Consider the following 18,819-nt stretch of genomic DNA (forward strand, 5'->3'; position numbering starts at 1 on the left):
GCCACTCAGCGGGCCCTCAGCAGATCCGCCGCCTTCTCCCCGACCATCATGCAGGTGATGTTGGGGTTGATCGCCGGCAGGAACGGCAGGATCGACGCGTCGGCCACCCGCAGCCCGGTGACGCCGCGCACCTGCAGCGCGGGGTCGACCACGGCCATCGGATCGCTGTCCGGGCCCATCTTCGCCGTGCACGCCGGGTGGTAGACGGTGTTGTGCGTCTTCTGGATGTAGTCGACGAGGTCGTCGTCGGTGACCGCATCCGGGCCCGGCGTCAGCTCCCGGGTGATCCACTCCTTGAGCGCGGGCTGTTCGGCGATCCGCCTGGCGAGCTTCACGCCGTGCAGCATGACCCGCATGTCGTGGCCCTCGGCGTCGGTGAAGTAGCGCGGGTCGACCTTCGCACGGTCGCGGAAGTCGCGGCTGCGCAGCCGCACCGTGCCCCGGGAGCGCCCGCGCGTGACGTTGGGCGTCAGGCAGAAGCCGTTGTCGGTGGTCGGGTAGCCCCAGCGGACGGTGTTGAGGTCGAACGGCACCGAGCCGTAGTGCATCATCAGGTCGGGCCGATCCAGGCCCTCCTCGGTGCGGGTGAACAGCCCGATCTCCCACCACTGCGTGGAGCGGGTCACCATGGGCCGCGCGGCGTCCCACATGACGAGCCCCTCCACGTGGTCGTCGAGGTTGGCGCCCACGCCGGGCAGGTCGGAGAGCACCTCCACGCCGAACTCGCGCAGGTGCTCGGCGGGCCCGATGCCCGAGAGCATCAGCAGCTTCGGGGTGTCGATGGCACCGGTCGAGAGCACCACCTCCCGGCGGGCGCCGACGACGCGGCGACCCGGGCCGATGTCCTGCTGGTACTCGACGCCCGTGGCGCGCTTGTTCTCGTCGAACAGCACCCGTGACGTCCACGCCCCGGTGCGGATCTCGAGGTTGGGCCGCTGCCCCATGATCGGGTGCAGGTAGCTCACCGACGACGATGCGCGCGTGCCGTCGGGGAACTGGTTGATCTGGAAGAACCCGGCGCCGTCGGTGACGGTGTGGCCCTCGTTGAACCGCACCGTCGGCAGCCCGACGGCCGCGGCCGCCTCGAGCACCGCGACACCGCACTGGTCGTCCGGCGGGATCTGCATGAGGTTCACGGGCCCGTTGCGGCCGTGGCCCTCCCAGGGACCGTCATTGGTCTCCAGCCGCTTGATCAGCGGCCAGCACTCGGCGGCGCTCCAGCCCGTACAGCCCTGCGCGGCCCACTCGTCGAGGTCCTCGCGCGGCGTCCAGAACGCGATGCACGAGTTGTGCGACGAGCAGCCGCCGAGAACGCGTGCCCTGGCGTGGCGCAGGAAGCTGTTGCCGTGCTCCTGCGGCTCGACGAGGTAGTCCCAGTCGTAGCCGGAGTCCAGCAGCGCCATCCAGTCGGTGAGCCGCAGGATGTTCGGATCGTCCACATCAGACGGTCCGGCCTCCAGCAGGCACACGGTGACCGACGGGTCCTCCGACAGCCGTGCGGCCAGCGCGCAGCCCGACGAACCACCGCCGACGACGACGTAGTCGAAGGTGTCGGCCTCCAGCGGCTCGCTCACGGCGCCTCCTCCAGGTTCTGCCGGACGTGCTCCGGGAGCGTGCCGAGGTGGTGGCGACCGCGCAGCAGGAACCACGCCAGGCCGATGACGACGATGGCGCCGATGAAGATGAACGCGATGTAGCGCAGCCAGCCCTCGCCGTAGACCTCGACGCGCGGCCACGCCAGGTTGATCGCCATCGCCGCGCCCCACAGCACCGCGATGATGTTCACCGGCAACCCGAAGACCCCCAGCGAGAAGTAGCCCTTCGGCGCGTCCTTGCCCGGCCATTCCCCCTTGAACCGCCGCACCAGCATCGGCACCGTGACCAGCAGGTACGCGACGTAGATCATGATGACGGCCACGGAGGTGACGGCGGTGAAGATCTCCGGGGTACCGATGTTGACCACCAGGATCAGCACCGAGACGATCCCGATCAGGACCGCGGGCACCACCGGCGTCTTGCGCTTCGGGTCGATCTTCGCGAGCGCGGCGCCTGCGGGCAGCGCGTTGTCGCGGGCCATCGCGAACATCAGGCGGATGCCCGCCGTGTGCACGGCCAGCGCGCACACCGTGATCGCCACGACGATGCAGATGAGGAACACCTTGCCCAGCGGGCCGCCGAGGGCCTGCAGCACGATCAGCTGCAGCCCGCCGGAGGGCTTCCCCAGCTCCGGGTCGGCGAGGTTGGGCGCGGCCAGGATCCCGAACAGCAGGATCAGGCCACCGATGACGAACGACGCGATCACCGCGCGCAGGATCGCGGACGGCCCGGTCCGGCGCGGGTCGACCGTCTCCTCACCGAGCGAGCTCGCCGTGTCGAAGCCGTACATCACGTAGGCCGACGCGATGGCCGCGATGAGGAAGGCGCCGATGTAGCCGCCAGGACCGGTGCCGTACCCGGTGGTGTGGACGATGACGCTCGGCGGGTTGACGATGTTGACCGCGAGGATGACCACCAGCAGGCAGGCGGCGACGAGCTCGATGAAGACGCCGGTGCTGTTGATCCGCGCCATCAGCTTCACACCGAACGCATTGACGACGGTGGTGAAGACGACCAGGATCGCGCCCCAGATCACCGCGCTGACCGCGAAGCTCGCGCCCGTGCCGTCGCCGACGAGCTGGAAGCCGCTCCAGATCTGCGGCAGCGTCACCTGGTAGGCGAGCACCACCGCGGCCAGCGTCACCACCGACGCGGTGAACATCATCCAGCCTGCCAGCCACGAGACCGTGGGCCCGGCCAGCCGCTTGGACCAGTTGTAGACCGACCCGGCCACCGGGTAGCGCCCCGCCAGCTCGGCGAAGCACAACGCGACCATCAGCTGCCCGACGAACACCATGGGCCACGACCACCAGTAGCTGGGGCCACCGTTGCCGAAGCCGAGGTAGAACAGCTGGAAAGTGCCGGTCAGGATGGAGATGTAGCTGACGCCCGCCGCGAAGCTGGCGAACTTGCCGATGCTGCGTTCGAGCGACTGGCTGTAGCCGAACTCGGCCATCCCGTCGTCGCTGCTCGCATTCGTGCTGGGTTCCTCGGTCGTACTCAACGCCAACCTCCAGGGAACGATTAACCCGCGAACCACCGCATCGGCTCCGGCGCGGTGTTGTGCCAGACGTGCTTGTGTTCCTGGTACTCGGCCAGCCCCGTCGGGCCGAGCTCCCGCCCGTTGCCTGATCTCTTCATGCCGCCCCACTCGGCGGCAGGCACATACGGGTGGTAGTCGTTGATCCACACGGTGCCGTGGCGCAGCGCGCTCGCGACCCGGTGGGCTCGTGCCATATCGGCGGTCCAGACGGCGCCGGCGAGGCCGTACTCGGTGTCGTTGCCGAGCGCGATGGCCTCCTCCTCCGTGCGGAAGGTCTCGACCGTGAGGATCGGGCCGAAGGTCTCCTCGCGGATCACGCGCATGTCGCGGCGGATGTTCGTGAAGATCGTGGGCCGGTAGAAGAAGCCCTTCTGCAGCTCGGGATCCTCCGGCCGGTGCCCGCCCGTGACGAGCGTGGCGCCCTCGGCGATCGCCGACGCGACGAAATCCTCGATCTTGGCGCGGTGCGCGGCCGAGACCAGCGGGCCGGTCTCGCTCGTGTCGTCGAGGCCGTTGCCCTGCCGGATCCGGTCGGCACGGCGGGCGATCTCGGCCACCAGCTCGTCGTGCATCGACTCCTCGACGATGAGCCGTGCGCCCGCCGAGCAGACCTGGCCGGAGTGCAGGAAGACCGCCGTCATGGCCCAGTCTGCGGCCAGGTCGAGGTCGGTGTCGGCGAAGACGATGTTGGGGTTCTTGCCACCCAGCTCCACGGCGACGCGCTTCACGGTGGCCGCCGAGGCGCGGATGATCGCCTGCCCGGTGGCCAGCCCACCGGTGAAGCTGACCATGTCGACGTCGTCGTGCTCGGTGAGCGGAGCACCGACGGAACGGCCGTCGCCGAGCACGATGTTGACCACCCCCGCGGGCACCCCGGCCTCCTCGCAGAGGCGCACGAGCATGATGCTCGTCAGTGGGGTCACCTCGCTGGGCTTGATCACCATCGTGTTGCCCGCCGCGAGGGCGGGGGCGACCTTCCAGGACAGCTGCAGCAGCGGGTAGTTCCAGGGCGTGATCAGCGCGCAGACCCCGACGGGCTCGTGCACGACGCGGGACAGCACGTTCGCCATGCCGGTGTCGACGATGCGCCCGGCGTCCTTGTCGGCGAGATCGGCGTAGTAGCGGAACACCGCGGTGACGTCGTCGACGTCGATGCGGCTCTCCTTCAGCGTCTTGCCGGTGTCGAGCGTCTCGGTGCGGGCGATGTCCTCCTTGTCGCGCACCAGCAGCTCGGCGACGCGGCGCAGCAGCGCTCCGCGCTCGGGAGCCGACGTGGTGCGCCACGGCCCGGTGTCGAAGGCGACGCGGGCGGCGCTCACCGCGCGGTCGACGTCGTCGGGACCGGCCTGGGCGATCGTCTCGACCACGCTGGTGTCGAAGGGGTTGATGACCTCGGCCGTGCCGCCCGAACCCGCGGTCCACACGCCGTCGATAAAGAGGGAGAGCACGGCGCTGATAGTCCTCAACTTCTTGCTCACGTCAAGCACTGTGGCTCGTTTGGCGCATATAGTTCCGCCATGAGCAACAGCACCGGGACCAATGGGACATCGCGCGACGGTGGCGTCCAGTCCGTCGACCGGGCCATCAGTGTGCTCGAGATCCTGGCCCGACGCGGGGAGGCGGGCGTCAGCGAGGTCGCGTCGGAGATCGACGTGCACAAGTCCACCGCCTTCCGGTTGCTGGGCGCCCTGGAGGGGCGCGGGCTGGTCGAGCAGGCCACCGACCGCGGCAAGTACCGGCTCGGCTTCGGGCTGATCCCGCTCGCGGGCGCCGTCACCGACCGCCTCGACGTCACCCGGCAGGGGCGCGAGGTGTGCGAGCAGTTGGCCACCGAGCTGAGCGAGACGATCAACGTGGCGGTCCTGCAGGAGCACTACGCGGTGAACGTGGACCAGGCCCGCGGACCGTCCACTGTGGGCACGAACAACTGGATCGGCAGGCTCACCCCGCTGCACTCCACCTCCAGCGGCAAGGTGTTGCTGGCCCACCTCGAGCCGCGCCACCGCGCCGAGCTGCTCGCAGCGTCCGGGATGCCCCGGACGACCGCACGCACGATCACGGTCCCGACCACATTGGACGTCGAGCTCGCCCAGGTGCGCGATCGCGGCTACGCCTTGACCGTGGAGGAGTACGAGGTCGGGCTCAACGCGGTGGCCGCCCCGGTGCTGGACCGGGCCGGCGCCGTGATCGCCGCGGTGAGCGTGAGCGGCCCGAGCTACCGCCTGGACGCCGCGCAGCTCGACGCGTCGATCGCGCCGTTGCTGGCGGCCACGGCGGAGATCAGCAGGCGGATGGGGTGGCTCGGGGGGTGAGGGCGGCCGGCGGTACCTCGTTGCAGGAAAGCCACTTTCCTGCAACGACGTTGCGGCAAAGTGGCTTTCCTGCAAGGTGGGGTGCGCCAAAGTGGCTTTCCTGCAAGGTGGGGTGCGCCGCTCACTCCAACTTCTGCACCACCCAGTCGTGGAACGCCCCGATGTGGTGTTCGCTCGGCACCAGCACTCCTCCGTTCAGGTAGGCCCGGCTGCTCATCGCCGGCTGGGTGCGCTCGCAGGCGTCGAAGTCCTGCACGTTGACCCGGTGGAACAGCTCCACGGAGGCGTCGAGGTCCTTCCCGCTCGCCACCACCTCCGGGGCGAAGAGCCAGTCGCACTCGACGATCGTGCGGTCGGGAGCGAGCGGCGTCATCCGGTGCAGGATCACGTGGTCGGGAACCAGGTTGATGAACACCTGCGGCTTGATCGTGATGGCGTAGTAGCGCCGGTCCTGGTCATCACTGACCCCGGGCAGCCGTTCGGGGCCCGCGGTGCCGTCCACGGTGAACCCCTCGATGTCGGCGCCGAACTCCGCGCCGTGGCCCACGAAGAACTGGGCCGCGTACCCCTCGGCGAACTCCGGGAGCACCTCCGTGAGCTCCGGGTGGATCGTGGCGCAGTGGTAGCACTCCATGAAGTTCTCGATGATCAGCTTCCAGTTCGCGGCCACGTCGTAGGTGATCCGCCTGCCGAGAGCGAGCCCGTCGATGGCGTAGTGATCGATCAGGGCCACGTCACCGAGCCGGGCCGCCACCTCCCCCGCCACGTCGGCCTCGAACGACGGTGGGTCGTCACCGAGGCAGATCCAGACGTAGCCCAGCCACTCCCGCAGGTGCACGGGCAGCAGGCCGTACTCGACACGGTCGATGTCGGGCATCGACGTCAGGTTGGGTGCGGCGATGAGCTTGCCGGTGAAGTCGTAGGTCCACGCGTGGTACGGGCACTGCAGGTTGCGCCGCAGCTGCCCCGACTCCTCGGTGCACAGCTGCGCCCCGCGATGGCGGCACACGTTGAGGAACGCCCGGACGGCGCCCTCGCGGCCGCGCACGAGCACCACGCTCTCGCGGCCGACCGTCACCGTCCGGAACGCGCCGGGCGCGGCGAGGTCGGCCGCCAGCGCCACGCACGTCCAGGCCCGTTCGAAGATCCGGTCCTGCTCGGCGGCGAAGATCCCGGGATCGGTGTAGTACCGACCGGGCAACGTCGAGATCAGGCTGGGCTGCACGGCCGTCAAGGCCACCTCCGCTGGTCGTACGCGTGGGATGGGGATCAGGAAGCGGCTTCGACGGGGGTGCCGTCGGCAACCACGTCGGAGGACAGCACGACGTACACCGCATCGCCCTCGACGAGGACGCGGTGCGTGCGTACGGGTTCCCGGGCCAGCAGCCCGTCGGGTTCACCGGTGCGGAGATCGAAGATCGCCGCGTGCAGCGGGCACTCGATCTCGCATCCCTCGAGCCACCCGTCGGCGAGCGAGGCATCCTGGTGGGTGCAGGTGTCGTCGATGGCGTAGAGCTCGCCGTCGGACGTGTGGAAGACCGAGACCGGCGGTGCCAGCGGCAAGCGCCGGGCGGCACCACGGGGAAGATCGGCTAGCGCGCAGACATGGATCATGCTGATGAACTCCGGAGCGCAGTGCGGAACGGGATGCACAACGCGCAACAGAGTCCGGCCTCTGGCCGACGCTGTCAAGAGTCCGGGGAGTCGGCGATGCGACCCGTCGCTCAGTGGTCGGACGATGTGCCGGGAAGCGGCCGCGCTGCACCGGACACCAGTAGGCCCAGCACGAGCGCTCCCACCACCACGAGCAGCGCGTTCAGGATGCCGAGATGGCCCGCGAGCACGCCGATCAGCGGGGGGCCCGCGATGAATGCGGTGTAGGCCACGGAGCTCACGACCGACACCCGCACGGCCGCCTTCACCGGGTCGTCGGCGGCGGCGGACATCCCGACCGGGAAGCCCAGCGAGGCCCCGATGCCCCACAGCAGCGCACCGGCCAGCGCGACGAGTGTCGACCCGCCGAACAGCACCAGCAACAGCCCGACCAGCGCCAGCAGGGCGGTCACCCGCAGCACCGCGACCCGGCCGAACCGCGCCAGCATCGAACCGCCCAGCAGGCGCCCGATCGTCATCGCGACCACGAACATGCCGAACGCAACCGCGCCGACCACCTCGGCCTGGCCGTAGCCGTCGACCATGGCGATGGCGATCCAGTCGTTGGCGGAGCCCTCGGTGAAGGCGAACGCGAGCGTCATCAGCCCGACGAGCAGCGTGCGCGGTTCGCGCCAGGCGGCGAGCGCACCCGAGGAGCGGCCAGCCGACTCCGCAGTCCGCGGCTCCGGCGCCGAGAAGCGGCGGGTGATGATCGTGGTGACGATCGGCACGAACACGGCCATCGCGATGATCTGGGCCGGCAGCGGGACCCCGGTGGCGGCGCACACCGCCCCGATGCCGGCGCCCGCGACGGTGCCGAGGCTGAACGCCGCGTGCAGGCGGGGCATCAGGGACCGGCCGAGCCTGCGCTCGACGTCGGCACCCTCGACCGTTCATCGCGACGTCCCAGACGCCGTTGCCGAGCCCCGTGAACGCCAGCCCGATGCCTGCCGCGAGCACCGTGCCGGTGAGCAGGCCGGCCGCGAGCAGCACGAGCCCGAGCGTGAACGTGTAGGACGCCAGCAGCACGGCCCGGCCGGGTCCGACCCGGTGCACGATGGCGCCTGCCAGCGGCAGGCCCGCGATCGCGCCGCCGGACAGGCACAGCAGCAGCAGGCCGGTCTGCGGCGTCGAGAGCCCGAGCGTGTCGCGGACCGACGGGATCCGGGACAGGAACGAGGCGAACGCCAGCCCGATCACCGTGAAGGCGATGAACACGGCGGTGCGCGCGCGCAAGGTCTCGGCTGCGGGCTGCACCCGGCTGGTTGTCACGCTCGACTCCTGGTGATCATGAGTAATCGAATCGATTCGATCCCCGCTCGACGGTACCTGCTGCACCGCGCCGAACTCAACCCGGAATCGTCGGATTCCGGACGTCCGGACTACGGTCGGCGCCGTGACCACCCGCCCGACGCTCGCCGCGGTCGCCGCGCACGCCGGGGTCTCGCCGTCCACGGCGTCGCTGGTGTTCTCCGACAGCCCGCGGGTCACGCCCGCCACCCGCGCGCGCGTGCTGACCGCGGCGGCGGCGCTGGGCTACGCGGGTCCCGACCCGCTGGCCGCCTCGCTGCGCCGCGGCCGCAGTGGCGTGATCGGCGCGTTCGTCGGCGAGCGCCTGCTCTACGCGTTCCGCGATCCCGTCGCCGTCCAGCTCCTCGACGGGATCGCCGAGGTGCTCGGGCCGCACGGCGTCGGGCTGCTGATGCTCGCCGGGGAGTCCGGACGCCCGTCCACCGACCAGATCGGCCGCATCCCGCTCGATGCGGCGATCTTCGCCACCTGCGGCCTCGAGGACGACCCCGCGCTGGACCTGCTGCGTGCCCGTGGCGTGCCCGTCGTGGGCGTCGAGGGCCCGGTCGCCGACGGCGTCGTGCTCATCGACATCGACGACCGCGGCGGCACCCGCGAGCTCGCGCAGCACCTGCACGACGTCGGACACCGGCGCGTGGAGATGGTGGCGATGCCGCTGCGCCTCGACGGCACCCGTGGCCCGATCGGCGCAGCACGGCGGGCCCGCGCGATCTACCGCGACGTCCGCCACCGCATGGAGGGGCTCGAGGACGTGTTCGGGGCGGTGCCCATGTTCGAGACCGCCAGCAACGTCGTGCCGGAGGGCGTGACGGCCGGGCGCGCGCTACTGGACGTGCCCGCACACCGGCGCCCCACGGCCGTGCTCGCGCAGAGCGACGTGCTGGCCGCCGGCGTGCTGGAGGCCGCGCAGCAGCTGGGCCTGCGGGTGCCCGAGGACGTCTCGGTCGCCGGCTTCGACGGCGCCGACCTGCACTGGCTCGGCGCCACCGTGCTCACCACCGTGGTGCAACCCACCGACGAGAAGGGCCGCCGCGCGGCCCAGGCGGCCATGGCGCTGGTGGCCGGGGAGCCGGCACCGGACGTGATCCTCCCGGTGACGCTGCGCATCGGGACGACGAGCGGGCCGCCGCCGCGGCCCTCCTCCTGACCTCAGCAGGGCGTCCCTACTGACGTTGGACGTCAGGAAGGACGCCCTCCTGACGTGCGGGCTCCGGTGCCGGGGCCTCCGCGTGCGGCACCGGGCAGCCCCGCGGGAACGTGCCCAGCGCGGGGATGTCGTAGCCGTTCGGGTAGCTGCGGACGTTGGGCAACTGCCGCGCGAACTTGGGCTCGCGCCGCGGCGGCAGCATCCGCACGAACCGGCCGCGCAGCCACACCAGCCTGCGCGAGAAGGCCTGCTCCACCTTCGACAGCTTCGGATAGCGGAACGCCGCACGCAGCGGATCGTCCATGAGCCCGTAGGAGAAGCGCTTGATCAGCGCGGCGGGTGCGTAGTTGTTGGGCGGGAACGTGGTGAACAGCTGCAGCGTGCTGTCGGCGACGGCGCGCGCACCCGCGTCGAACGCGAAGTGCTCCGCCTCGTACGCGTCGAGGTAGGCGCCGAACTCCTGGTAGGTGGCCGGGATGTCCTTCATCCCCATGAGACGGCCGAGCTCGCGGTAGTAGTTCGTGGCGGCGACCTTCTCCTTCTCCACGAGCTTGCGCCAGCCGAACTGGTCGACCCACCGGATCGGCGTGACCACGAACGTCGACAGCACGTAGAGCATGTCGCCGTTGGAGATCGCGTAGGAGCCGTGCATCTGGTTCATGCGGCGCACGGCGTCGCGGCCCTGCGCGCTGCCCAGCCCGTGCTCGCTGACGGCGTCGAGGATCAGCGCCGTGTCGTCGTAGCGCTTCTGCACGCGCTCGGTGAACTCACCGGTGTCGGCGAGCAGTCGTCCGATGCTCGGCACGGCGTAGGTGCGGAACAGGGCGAACGACAGCGCCTGGTTGACGTCCCAGGGGAACTCGATCGTGCCCGTGATCCGGGCGATCTCCTCGTAGTCCACAGCCGGGTCGAGCTGTTCGATCCGTGCCAGCCAGTCGAATCGCCGCATACGTGCAGGGTAGGGACTCGAACACGAACCGGTCAATGATGACTGTTCTGCGGCGACTGGGTCTAACCTGTTCGAGTGAGCACCCCCGAACCGCGTGTCATGGGACGCCGCGAGGAACGCACGGCCACGAGCAAGGCTCGCATCCTCGACGCCGCCGTCGCCTGCCTCGTCGAGTCCGGGTACGCAGGCGCCACCACCCTGCGGATCCAGGCCCGCGCCGGCGTGTCGCGCGGCCGGCTGCTGCACCACTTCCCGTCGCGTGACCTGCTCCTCGTCGCGGCGTCACGACACCTCGCGATCGGCCGGATGACCGGCTCGAACAAGCGGATCTCCGAGCTCGGCGGGCTGCCTCCCGCCGAACGTCTCGACCGCGTCGTCGAGATGATGTGGGAGACGTTCTCCGAGCCGTACTTCTGGGCGGCCGTCGAGCTGTGGACCGCGGCGCGCACCAACCGCGAGCTGCGCGTCTCGCTGCTGCCCGAGGAGCGCGAGGTGGGCGCCGCCATCCGGCTGGGCCTCGACCGCAACTACGGGCCGGACCTGGTGGCGCACCCCCGTTACCCGCAGGTCCGGGACCTGATCTTCACCAGCATGCGCGGCGTCGGGTTGACCTACGCGCTCGAGCACCGCGACCCCCGCACCGACCCCCATCTCGTGATCTGGAAGGACATCGCCCGCACGCTGCTGGACGTGCAGTGAGCGCACCCCGCGAGCCGGGTTGATTTCGCCATCCCGACACGCCGATTTCGCGATCTCGGCACGCCGTCGGGGCGCACCCGACATGCCGTGGCCCCACGGCCCGTGTCGGATCGGCGAAATCAGCGTGTCCGATCGGCGAAATCGGCGGGGTGGATCGGCGAAATCGGCCGGGGTCGCTCCCTACGGTGGGGCCATGACCGGATCAACGCTCGCCGTCGCCGTGGTCCAGACCGGGTCGACCCTGTTCGACACCCCCGACACCCTCGCCCGGACGATCACCTGGATCCGGGAGGCCGCCGCCGACGGTACCCGGCTGATCGTGCTGCCGGAGGCCCTGCTGGGCGGCTACCCGAAGGGACTGGACTTCGGGGTGCGCGTCGGCTCCCGCAGCCCGGCGGGGCGGGTGGAGTACCAGCGCTACTGGGACGCGGCGATCGACGTCCCCGGCCCGGAGACCCGCGCACTGTCGACGCTGGCCGCCGAGCTGGGCGTCATGGTGGTGGCCGGCGCGATCGAGCGCCACCGCCGCACGCTCTACTGCGTGGCCCTGTTCTTCACCCCGGACGGTGCCGCGCCGCAGATCCACCGCAAGCTCATGCCGACGGCAGCGGAGCGCTTCATCTGGGGCAACGGTGACGGCTCGACGATGCCGGTGCTCGACCTCGACGGGGCCGGCGTCGGCGCGGCGATCTGCTGGGAGAACTACATGCCGCTGTTCCGCACGGCGATGTACGACAAGGGCGTCGATCTCTGGTGCGCCCCGACCGTCGACGACCGGGAGGTGTGGCTCTCCACGATGCGCCACATCGCCGTGGAGGGCCGCTGCTTCGTGCTCAGCGCGTGCCAGTACCTCGAGCGCGGCGCGCTGCCCGACGACGTCCATCCGATCCAGGGCGACGACACCGGCACCGTCCTGATCTCCGGCGGCAGCGTGATCGTCTCCCCGCTGGGTGACGTGCTCGCAGGGCCACTGCGCGACGCCGAGGGGGTGCTGCACGCGCGGCTCGACCTGGGCCTGCTCGCGCAGGGCCGGATGGATCTCGACGTCACCGGGCACTACGCGCGCCCCGACGTCTTCCGGCTCAGCGTCGACGAGCGCAGCTGCGTGGCCGTCGAGCATGATGGGCGGGAAGCGAAGCGATGAGGAGATGCGCATGAGTGCCCCGAACGGGATCGATCCGAGCGTCGCGCCGAGTGGCGCGGGCTGCGCCGACTGCGACGCCGCCGGGGGCTGGTGGGTGCACCTGCGCCGCTGCGCGCAGTGCGGGCACGTCGGCTGCTGCGACTCCTCCCCCGCGCAGCACGCCAGCGCGCACTTCGCCGCCACCGGGCATCCGATCGTGCAGAGCTACGAGCCGGGTGAGGAGTGGTTCTGGGACTACGCCCGTGGCGACGCGCTCGACGGCCCGCAGCTGGCGGAGCCGACGCACCGCCCGCTGGACCAGCCGGTGCCGGGTCCGCGGGGCCGGGTTCCTGCGGACTGGCAGGAGCACGTGCACTGAGGCTGCCCACCCCCCACCCCGGCCCCGCGTCCGCGGCGAGGAAGATTCGGGGGTGTCCTACCCGAACGTCGCGGAGCTCGTCGCCTCCGCAGCCGAGCGCCTGTCCGGTGTGGCCGTCCAGACCCCTCTGCAGCTGAGCGAGCGCCTGTCGGCCGCCACCGGCGCGCAGGTGTGGCTCAAGCGCGAGGATCTGCAGATCGGCCGCTCCTACAAGCTGCGCGGCGCCTTCAACCTGCTCGCCCAGCTCGACGCGGGTGAGCGCGCGGCCGGGGCGGTGTGCGCGAGCGCCGGCAACCACGGCCAGGGCGTGGCGTACGCGTGCCGGCAGCTCGGGATCCGCGGTCGCGTGCACGTGCCCAGCACCACGCCCCGGCAGAAGCGGGAACGCATCCTCGCGCTCGGCAACGGCGACGTGGAGCTGGTGGTCGGCGGCGACACCTACGACGAGGCCGCCGCCATGGCGGCCGAGCACGCGGCCAGCACGGGTGCCACCGTGGTGCCGGCGTTCGACGACATCCGCACGATCGCCGGGCAGGGCACCGTCGGTGTCGAGATCCTCGAGCAGCTCGGTGCCGTGCCGGACGTCGTGGTGCTGCCCGTCGGCGGTGGCGGGCTGCTCGCGGGCGTCGGCAGCTGGCTCGCGGCCACCCATCCCGGCATCCGGATCGTCGGGGTCGAGCCCGCCGGCGCCGCCAGCATGACGGCCGCGCTGGCCGCGGGCGGCCCGGTGGTGCTGCCCGAGCTCGACACGTTCGTCGACGGCGCCGCCGTGCGCCGCGCTGGCGACGTCACGTTCCCGCTGGTGCGCGACAGCGGTGCGGAGCTGGTGGCGGTGGCCGAGGGCCGCGTCTGCACCGAGATGCTCGACCTGTACCAGACCGACGGCATCATCGCCGAGCCCGCCGGAGCGCTCGCCGCGGCGGCCATGGGCGAGGAGGTGCTGGTGGAGCCGGGCGCCACCGTCGTATGCCTGCTCTCGGGCGGCAACAACGACGTGAGCCGCTACGGCGAGGTCGTGGAGCGCTCGCTGGTGCACCGCGGGCTCAAGCACTATTTCCTCGTCGAGTTCCCGCAGGAGCCCGGCGCGCTGCGCCGCTTCCTCGACGAGGTGCTCGGCCCCGACGACGACATCGTGCTGTTCGAGTACATCAAGCGCGACAACCGCGAGACCGGCGCCGCGTTGGTGGGCGTCGAGATCGCCGAGCGCGACGGCTACGAGCCGCTGTGGGCGCGGATGAAGGCCAGCCCGCTGCGCATCCAGCTGGTGGCGCCGGGCAGCGCGGCCTACCGGTTCCTGGTCTGACACCCGTACCGTTGGTGGTCACGGGTCTCGGAGGGGCGGATGGCGAGCTACAGCAGTGAGAAGGACGCGTACCTCAAACGGCTGCGCCGCATCGAGGGCCAGGTCCGCGGCCTGCAGCGGATGATCGAAGAGGACAAGTACTGCATCGACATCCTCACGCAGGTCTCGGCCGCGACGAAGGCGCTGCAGTCGTTCTCCCTCGAGCTCCTCGACGAGCACCTCGCCACCTGCGTGGTGCAGGCCGCGGCGGCCGGAGGCGAGGAGGCCGACCTGAAGGTGCGGGAGGCCTCGGACGCGATCGCGCGCCTGGTGCGCTCGTAGGAGCGCGCCCTACGGCTGTTCGGCACGCTCCGCCAGCGCGTGTGCCGCGCCGCGCGGCACCACGATCACCGGTACCGGCGAGTGCCGCACGATCCGCGAGGAGCGGGATCCGAGGAAGACGCGTTCGAGCGGGCCCTCCGAACTCGACCCGACCACCAGCACGTCGCCGTCGGCCCAGCCGATGTCCTCCAGCGCACCCGCCCAGTCGGTGCCCCGCCCGATGACGGTCGTGACCTCGGCAGGTGCGTGGGGCAGGTGGGCGATCGCCGCCTGCTGCGCGGTGTCGACGTCGGCGCTCCAGGAGTCGAGGACCGCATCCTCGGCCCGCGAGCCGATGCCGGCCGTGAGCGGCGTACGGGGCCGCACGCCGAACGACGCCACCCGCAGCGCCGCCCCGGCCCTGGCCGCGACCCCGGAGACGGCGACGACGAGTTCGTCGTCGCGCTCGGACGCGCCGTACGCGGTGGTCACCCGCGCGACCCGGGCTCCGGTCGCGCAGCGGTAGCCGCGGGGCCCGAGGCCCACCGGAACCGGCGAGGTGTGCAGCAGCCGCTCGGCGACGCTGCCGAACGCGACCCGGCCCAGCACACCCGCCGTGGACGACCCGAGCACCACCATCGCCGCATCGCGCTCGGCAGCTAGCTCGAGCAGCCCCGACGGTGTCGATCGCGCGTGCTTCACGAGGAACTCACCGGCGATGTCGGCGGGCAGCAGGTCGCGAGCTCGCTCCAACGCCTCGTGCGCGGCGCCGTCGAGGTAGCTCTGGAACTCCGCGTCGATCTTGCCCATGCCCGCGGGCCACGGCGCCGGCACCACCGTGCAGATCGCGAGGTCCTGCCCGAGCGAGCGCGCCAGCATCACGCCCATGTGCATGGCCGCGGTGGCCCGCTCGTCGCGCGGCAGCCCGACCACGAGCGTCATCGGTGACCCCCGAGCCGCGAGTGCCGGATGCCGTAGGTGAAGTACCAGACGAGCACGACGGCCACCCAGATCAGGAACACCAGTATCGTGATGAACCGCAGGTCCTTGATGATGTAGAGGCAGCCGAGGATCGACAGGATCGGCACCACGGGGTAGCCGGGCACCTTGAACCCGCGGGGCAGGTCGGGTGCCGTGCGCCGCAGGATGATCACCCCGACGGACACGACGAGGAACGCCACCAGCGTGCCGATGCTCGTCATCTCGGCGAGGAAGTTGATCGGCAGCAGGCCGGCCAGCAGTGCCACGAGCACGGCGACGACGAGCGTGTTGTTGACGGGGGTCTGCGTCTTCGCGTTCACCTTCTGGAAGAACTTCGGCAACATGCCGTCGCGCCCGATCGCGAACAGGATGCGGGTCTGCCCGTAGATCGTCACCAGCGTCACACTGAAGATCGAGATGATGGCGCCCACCGCGATGAGGGTGCCCGGCCACGACGAGCCGACCACCTTCTCCAGGATCGCCGAGAGCCCGGCCTCCTGGTCCTTGAAGTCGGCCTGGGGCTGCGCGGACACGGCCACCACGGCGACCGCCACGTAGACGATCGTGACGGTGACCAGCGCGATGAGGATCGCGAGCGGCATGTTGCGCCGCGGGTTCTTGACCTCCTCACCCGCGGTGGACACGGCATCGAGCCCGATGTAGGCGAAGAAGATGATGCCCGCGGCGCCGGTGATGCCGGTGATGCCGTACGGGGCGAAGTCGTTGAAGTTGTCGGCGTTCCAGCCCGTGATCCCGACGACGATGAACAGCGCCAGCACCGAGAGCTTGACCAGCACCATGATCGCGTTGACCCAGGTCGACTCGCTGGCGCCCCGGATGAGCAGCGCGGCGCAGAGTGCCACCAGCACCACGGCGGGGAGGTTGATGAACCCCCCGCCCTCCGGCGACTGGGAGAGCAAGTCGGGGATCTGGAAGCCGAACACGTTGCCCAGGAACTGATTGAGGTACTGCGACCAGCCGACCGCAACGGCGGCGGACGACACCCCGTACTCCAGCAGCAGGCACGCCGCCACGGCCATCGCGACGACCTCACCGAGCGTCGCGTAGGCGTAGGAGTACGACGACCCGGAGACCGGCACCGCACTGGCCAGCTCGGCGTAGCAGACCGCGGTGAGCCCGGCGACGACACCGGCGACCACGAACGACCAGATCACCGCGGGCCCGGCAACCGGGACGGCCTGGGAGAGCACGAAGAAGATGCCGGTGCCGATCGTCGAGCCGACACCGATCATCGTGAGCGGGAAGAGCCCGATCGAGCGCGCGAGTTGACCACCGCCCTTGCCGTCGGCACCGGATTCCGCGGTCATGTCGGTGACCGGCTTCCGCCGGAAGGCCTGCTGCAGGAGCGTCGCCATGTGATCTCCCTCTGCGTCGGGTCGGGCCAGGCTGCCCTGTTGATCCGCAATGGGCGAGCCACTGAATGGATTACCGGAGCTTTACCGTCCGATCACCCACGGCAGGGCGGGCTCGGCGAACTGGGCCACCAGCCGCGCCGGGCCCCGCTCGAACACGACGTTGCCCGTGGCGAGCGCACCGAGGTCAGGGACGACCGGGCCGCGGATCACGACCCGCTGCAGAGCGGGCCCGGCGCTGAAGCGCGCCCGGCCCGCCTCGATGACCGCGACGAACTGCTGCGTGAAGTCGGTCAGCGCCGCCGCGAGCAGCAGCAGCTGCGGCCCGTCCGGCACCTGGTAGGGCCGGAACCGCTCCCGTTCGGCGGCGGGAACCGGACCGCGCAGCACGACGCCGAACGGGCAGACCGCGCGGCCCGAAGCCCAGGCCGGTACCGGCCTCCACGTCGGGATCATCGATCCACAGCAGCTCGACGTAGGCCGTCGAGCCGAGCACCCGCCGGTTGCGAGTGCCCTGCCCGACGTGGCGCAGCCCCTGATCGACCACCGCGCCCGGCGGCACCAGCGCGTCGGCGTCGGCCGGTCCGGTGACGAACGCGATCGCGTGGTCCAGCTCGATCATCCGAGCAGCGTGGCACGCACCTCGGTCTTGAGCACCTTCCCGACCTTCGAGCGGGGCAGGTCCGGCCAGACCTCCACCTGCTTCGGGGCCTTCACGCTGCCGATGCGCGCCTTGACGAACGCCATGACGTCCTCGGGCACCACCGTCTCCCCCGGCCGCAGCTGCACCACGGCCGTGACGCGCTCGCCCCACTTGTCGTCGGGCAGCCCGATCACCGCGCAGTCCTGCACCGCCGGGTGCTGCATCAGCGCCTGCTCCACCTCAGCGGAATAGACGTTGAAGCCACCAGTGATGATCATGTCCTTGGCGCGGTCGACGACGAAGAGAAAACCATCGCCGTCCACGTAGCCGATGTCGCCGGTGTGATGCCATCCGAACTTCCCCGCCTCTGCTGTGGCCCCCGGGTTCTTGTAGTAGCCGGCCATCACCAGCGAGCTGCGGACGACGATCTCCCCCCGCTCCCCACCCGGCAGCAGCGTGCCCTCGCCGTCCATGATCGCGACCGTGACCAGCGGCGCGGGCCGGCCCGCCGACGAGAGGCGGTGCGTGGCGATCGTGCCGTCGGCGTTGAAGTGATCAGCGGGCGGCATCATCGAGATCATCATGGGCGCCTCGCTCTGCCCGAAGAGCTGCGCCATCACGGGACCGATCCGGGTGAGCGCCTCCTCCAGCTTGGCAGCCGACATGGGTGCGGCGCCGTACCAGAAGCACTGCAGCGACGAGAGGTCGGTGCTCTCGAGTGCCTCGTGCTGCAGCAGCATGTAGATCAACGTCGGCGGCATGAACGTGTGCGTCACGCGGCGGCTCTCGACGAGCGCCAGGAACTCCGTGAGGTCCGGTTTCGCCATCACGACGATCTGCCCGCCCTTGGCCATGACCGGGAAGCACAGCACGCCCGCCGCGTGGGTGAGCGGTGCGAGCGCGAGGTAGACCGGACGCCCCGGGAACGGGTAGCCCATCAGCGTCAGCGCCGACATCGTCTCGATGTTGCGGCCGGTGAGCACCACGCCCTTGGGCAGGCCGGTGGTGCCACCGGTACCGACGATCATGGCGACGTCATCGGGTGCGACGGCGTCGTCCAGATCCCCGCCCGTTCCCTGGATCCAGCGCTCCAGCGACGGGACCTCGGTGGAGTCCTCGTCGATGCAGACCAGCACGCGCAGCGCCGGCAGTCGAGGAGCGATCTTCTGCACCAACGGCGCGTAGGCCGCCTTGTAGATCACGCAGGTGCAGTCGAAGAGATCCAGCAGCTGCCGCGTCTCGTCCGCCTCGTTGCGGGGGTTGATCGGACACCAGATGGCACCGCGACGCGCGATGCCGAACACGCTCGCGAACGCGATGGGATCGTTGCTCGAGATGATCCCGACCTTGTCACCGGCCCGGATGCCGGAGCGCGCGAGCGCGCGGGCCACCGACCAGCTCAGGTCCTGCACGTCACCGTAGGTCAGCGTCGTCTCGCCTGCGACGAGGCAGGGAGCGTCGCGCCCGAGCGACGCCCCCTTGTCCAGGTAGTCGGTCAGCGCCATCG

18 protein-coding genes and 1 pseudogene are annotated in these 18,819 nt (G+C 70.8%); 7 read left to right on the forward strand and 12 right to left on the reverse strand.

All coding sequences use genetic code 11. The annotated features are described in order from the left end of the window. Window positions 1–5: 5 nt before the first annotated feature. From ACFPFQ_RS03150 to ACFPFQ_RS03160, 3 genes are all read right to left on the reverse strand, one after another. Window positions 6–1,574 carry a GMC family oxidoreductase gene (locus ACFPFQ_RS03150; RefSeq protein ID WP_379614524.1) on the reverse strand — a complete coding sequence of 523 codons (1,569 nt, stop codon included), beginning with the start codon at window positions 1,572–1,574 and terminating at the stop codon, window positions 6–8. Beyond that, window positions 1,571–3,052: an APC family permease gene (locus tag ACFPFQ_RS03155; RefSeq protein ID WP_379614644.1), complete on the reverse strand. Its 1,482-nt coding sequence runs from the start codon at window positions 3,050–3,052 to the stop codon at window positions 1,571–1,573. The genes ACFPFQ_RS03150 and ACFPFQ_RS03155 overlap by 4 nt, the downstream gene beginning before the upstream one ends. A gap of 68 nt (window positions 3,053–3,120) precedes the next feature. After that, on the reverse strand, window positions 3,121–4,587 hold the full coding sequence (locus ACFPFQ_RS03160) for an aldehyde dehydrogenase family protein (RefSeq protein ID WP_379614646.1): 1,467 nt from the start codon (window positions 4,585–4,587) through the stop codon (window positions 3,121–3,123). A gap of 69 nt (window positions 4,588–4,656) precedes the next feature. Here ACFPFQ_RS03160 and ACFPFQ_RS03165 point away from each other — a divergent pair, with 69 nt between their 5' ends. After that, the gene (locus ACFPFQ_RS03165; RefSeq protein WP_379614525.1) at window positions 4,657–5,451 is read left to right on the forward strand and encodes an IclR family transcriptional regulator; all 795 of its coding nucleotides are present in this window, start codon (window positions 4,657–4,659) and stop codon (window positions 5,449–5,451) included. 121 nt (window positions 5,452–5,572) lie between these two features. Here ACFPFQ_RS03165 and ACFPFQ_RS03170 read toward each other — a convergent pair whose 3' ends face one another. The 4 genes and pseudogenes from ACFPFQ_RS03170 to ACFPFQ_RS03185 all read right to left on the reverse strand — a co-directional run. Continuing rightward, window positions 5,573–6,685 (reverse strand): aromatic ring-hydroxylating oxygenase subunit alpha, encoded by a 1,113-nt coding sequence (locus tag ACFPFQ_RS03170; protein WP_379614527.1) that lies wholly within the window; start codon window positions 6,683–6,685, stop codon window positions 5,573–5,575. 35 nt (window positions 6,686–6,720) lie between these two features. Further along, window positions 6,721–7,065 (reverse strand): bifunctional 3-phenylpropionate/cinnamic acid dioxygenase ferredoxin subunit, encoded by a 345-nt coding sequence (locus ACFPFQ_RS03175; protein ID WP_379614648.1) that lies wholly within the window; start codon window positions 7,063–7,065, stop codon window positions 6,721–6,723. Window positions 7,066–7,175: 110 nt separating this feature from the next. Further along, window positions 7,176–7,952, reverse strand: a complete 777-nt coding sequence (locus tag ACFPFQ_RS03180) for an MFS transporter (protein ID WP_379614529.1) — start codon at window positions 7,950–7,952, stop codon at window positions 7,176–7,178. 103 nt (window positions 7,953–8,055) lie between these two features. Beyond that, a pseudogene (locus ACFPFQ_RS03185) lies at window positions 8,056–8,604 on the reverse strand (hypothetical protein); the annotation flags it as partial. Here ACFPFQ_RS03185 and ACFPFQ_RS03190 point away from each other — a divergent pair. Further along, window positions 8,501–9,562, forward strand: coding sequence for a LacI family DNA-binding transcriptional regulator (locus ACFPFQ_RS03190; RefSeq protein ID WP_379614530.1), 1,062 nt, complete (start codon window positions 8,501–8,503; stop codon window positions 9,560–9,562). The pseudogene ACFPFQ_RS03185 and the gene ACFPFQ_RS03190 sit on opposite strands and share 104 nt — an antisense overlap. 16 nt (window positions 9,563–9,578) lie before the next feature. On the opposite strand, the gene ACFPFQ_RS03195 is transcribed toward ACFPFQ_RS03190, so the two are convergent. Next, a complete protein-coding gene (locus ACFPFQ_RS03195; protein ID WP_379614531.1) occupies window positions 9,579–10,511 on the reverse strand; it encodes an oxygenase MpaB family protein in 933 nt (310 codons plus the stop codon). A 75-nt stretch (window positions 10,512–10,586) separates the two neighbouring features. Here ACFPFQ_RS03195 and ACFPFQ_RS03200 point away from each other — a divergent pair, with 75 nt between their 5' ends. The 5 genes from ACFPFQ_RS03200 to ACFPFQ_RS03220 all read left to right on the forward strand — a co-directional run bounded on the left by ACFPFQ_RS03200 (window position 10,587) and on the right by ACFPFQ_RS03220 (window position 14,336). Next, window positions 10,587–11,210 (forward strand): TetR/AcrR family transcriptional regulator, encoded by a 624-nt coding sequence (locus tag ACFPFQ_RS03200; protein ID WP_379614533.1) that lies wholly within the window; start codon window positions 10,587–10,589, stop codon window positions 11,208–11,210. Between the two features lie 193 nt (window positions 11,211–11,403). Then, window positions 11,404–12,354 (forward strand): carbon-nitrogen hydrolase family protein, encoded by a 951-nt coding sequence (locus ACFPFQ_RS03205; protein ID WP_379614535.1) that lies wholly within the window; start codon window positions 11,404–11,406, stop codon window positions 12,352–12,354. A 10-nt stretch (window positions 12,355–12,364) separates the two neighbouring features. Then, window positions 12,365–12,712 (forward strand): UBP-type zinc finger domain-containing protein, encoded by a 348-nt coding sequence (locus ACFPFQ_RS03210; protein ID WP_379614537.1) that lies wholly within the window; start codon window positions 12,365–12,367, stop codon window positions 12,710–12,712. Window positions 12,713–12,764: 52 nt separating this feature from the next. Next, window positions 12,765–14,015, forward strand: a complete 1,251-nt coding sequence (ilvA, locus tag ACFPFQ_RS03215; RefSeq protein WP_379614539.1) for a threonine ammonia-lyase IlvA — start codon at window positions 12,765–12,767, stop codon at window positions 14,013–14,015. 39 nt (window positions 14,016–14,054) lie between these two features. After that, a complete protein-coding gene (locus ACFPFQ_RS03220) occupies window positions 14,055–14,336 on the forward strand; it encodes a metal-sensitive transcriptional regulator (protein ID WP_379614541.1) in 282 nt (93 codons plus the stop codon). 9 nt (window positions 14,337–14,345) lie between these two features. Here the strand turns inward: ACFPFQ_RS03220 and ACFPFQ_RS03225 are convergent, their stop codons facing one another. From ACFPFQ_RS03225 to ACFPFQ_RS03240, 4 genes are all read right to left on the reverse strand, one after another. Further along, window positions 14,346–15,257: a universal stress protein gene (locus ACFPFQ_RS03225; protein WP_379614543.1), complete on the reverse strand. Its 912-nt coding sequence runs from the start codon at window positions 15,255–15,257 to the stop codon at window positions 14,346–14,348. Further along, window positions 15,254–16,672, reverse strand: a complete 1,419-nt coding sequence (locus tag ACFPFQ_RS03230) for an APC family permease (RefSeq protein ID WP_379614544.1) — start codon at window positions 16,670–16,672, stop codon at window positions 15,254–15,256. Before ACFPFQ_RS03230 ends, ACFPFQ_RS03225 begins: the two co-directional genes overlap by 4 nt. 81 nt (window positions 16,673–16,753) lie before the next feature. Next, a complete protein-coding gene (locus ACFPFQ_RS03235) occupies window positions 16,754–17,125 on the reverse strand; it encodes a hypothetical protein (RefSeq protein WP_379614546.1) in 372 nt (123 codons plus the stop codon). A gap of 162 nt (window positions 17,126–17,287) precedes the next feature. Beyond that, on the reverse strand, window positions 17,288–18,817 hold the full coding sequence (locus tag ACFPFQ_RS03240) for an AMP-binding protein (protein WP_379614548.1): 1,530 nt from the start codon (window positions 18,815–18,817) through the stop codon (window positions 17,288–17,290). Window positions 18,818–18,819: the final 2 nt, after the last annotated feature.

This window comes from Pseudonocardia sp. GCM10023141, from assembly GCF_042653605.1.

Bases quoted from the DNA above. Each gene is read 5' to 3' on its own strand.
- ACFPFQ_RS03180 (WP_379614529.1), bottom strand. From the start codon at position 7,952: ATGCCCCGCCTGCACGCGGCGTTCAGCCTCGGCACCGTCGCGGGCGCC.
- ACFPFQ_RS03240 (WP_379614548.1), bottom strand. From the start codon at position 18,817: ATGGCGCTGACCGACTACCTGGACAAGGGGGCGTCGCTCGGGCGCGAC.
- ACFPFQ_RS03195 (WP_379614531.1), bottom strand. From the start codon at position 10,511: ATGCGGCGATTCGACTGGCTGGCACGGATCGAACAGCTCGACCCGGCT.
- ACFPFQ_RS03230 (WP_379614544.1), bottom strand. From the start codon at position 16,672: ATGGCGACGCTCCTGCAGCAGGCCTTCCGGCGGAAGCCGGTCACCGAC.
- ACFPFQ_RS03205 (WP_379614535.1), top strand. From the start codon at position 11,404: ATGACCGGATCAACGCTCGCCGTCGCCGTGGTCCAGACCGGGTCGACC.
- ACFPFQ_RS03165 (WP_379614525.1), top strand. From the start codon at position 4,657: ATGAGCAACAGCACCGGGACCAATGGGACATCGCGCGACGGTGGCGTC.
- ACFPFQ_RS03175 (WP_379614648.1), bottom strand. From the start codon at position 7,065: ATGATCCATGTCTGCGCGCTAGCCGATCTTCCCCGTGGTGCCGCCCGG.
- ACFPFQ_RS03210 (WP_379614537.1), top strand. From the start codon at position 12,365: ATGAGTGCCCCGAACGGGATCGATCCGAGCGTCGCGCCGAGTGGCGCG.
- ACFPFQ_RS03235 (WP_379614546.1), bottom strand. From the start codon at position 17,125: ATGATCCCGACGTGGAGGCCGGTACCGGCCTGGGCTTCGGGCCGCGCG.
- ACFPFQ_RS03225 (WP_379614543.1), bottom strand. From the start codon at position 15,257: ATGACGCTCGTGGTCGGGCTGCCGCGCGACGAGCGGGCCACCGCGGCC.
- ACFPFQ_RS03220 (WP_379614541.1), top strand. From the start codon at position 14,055: ATGGCGAGCTACAGCAGTGAGAAGGACGCGTACCTCAAACGGCTGCGC.
- ACFPFQ_RS03155 (WP_379614644.1), bottom strand. From the start codon at position 3,052: ATGGCCGAGTTCGGCTACAGCCAGTCGCTCGAACGCAGCATCGGCAAG.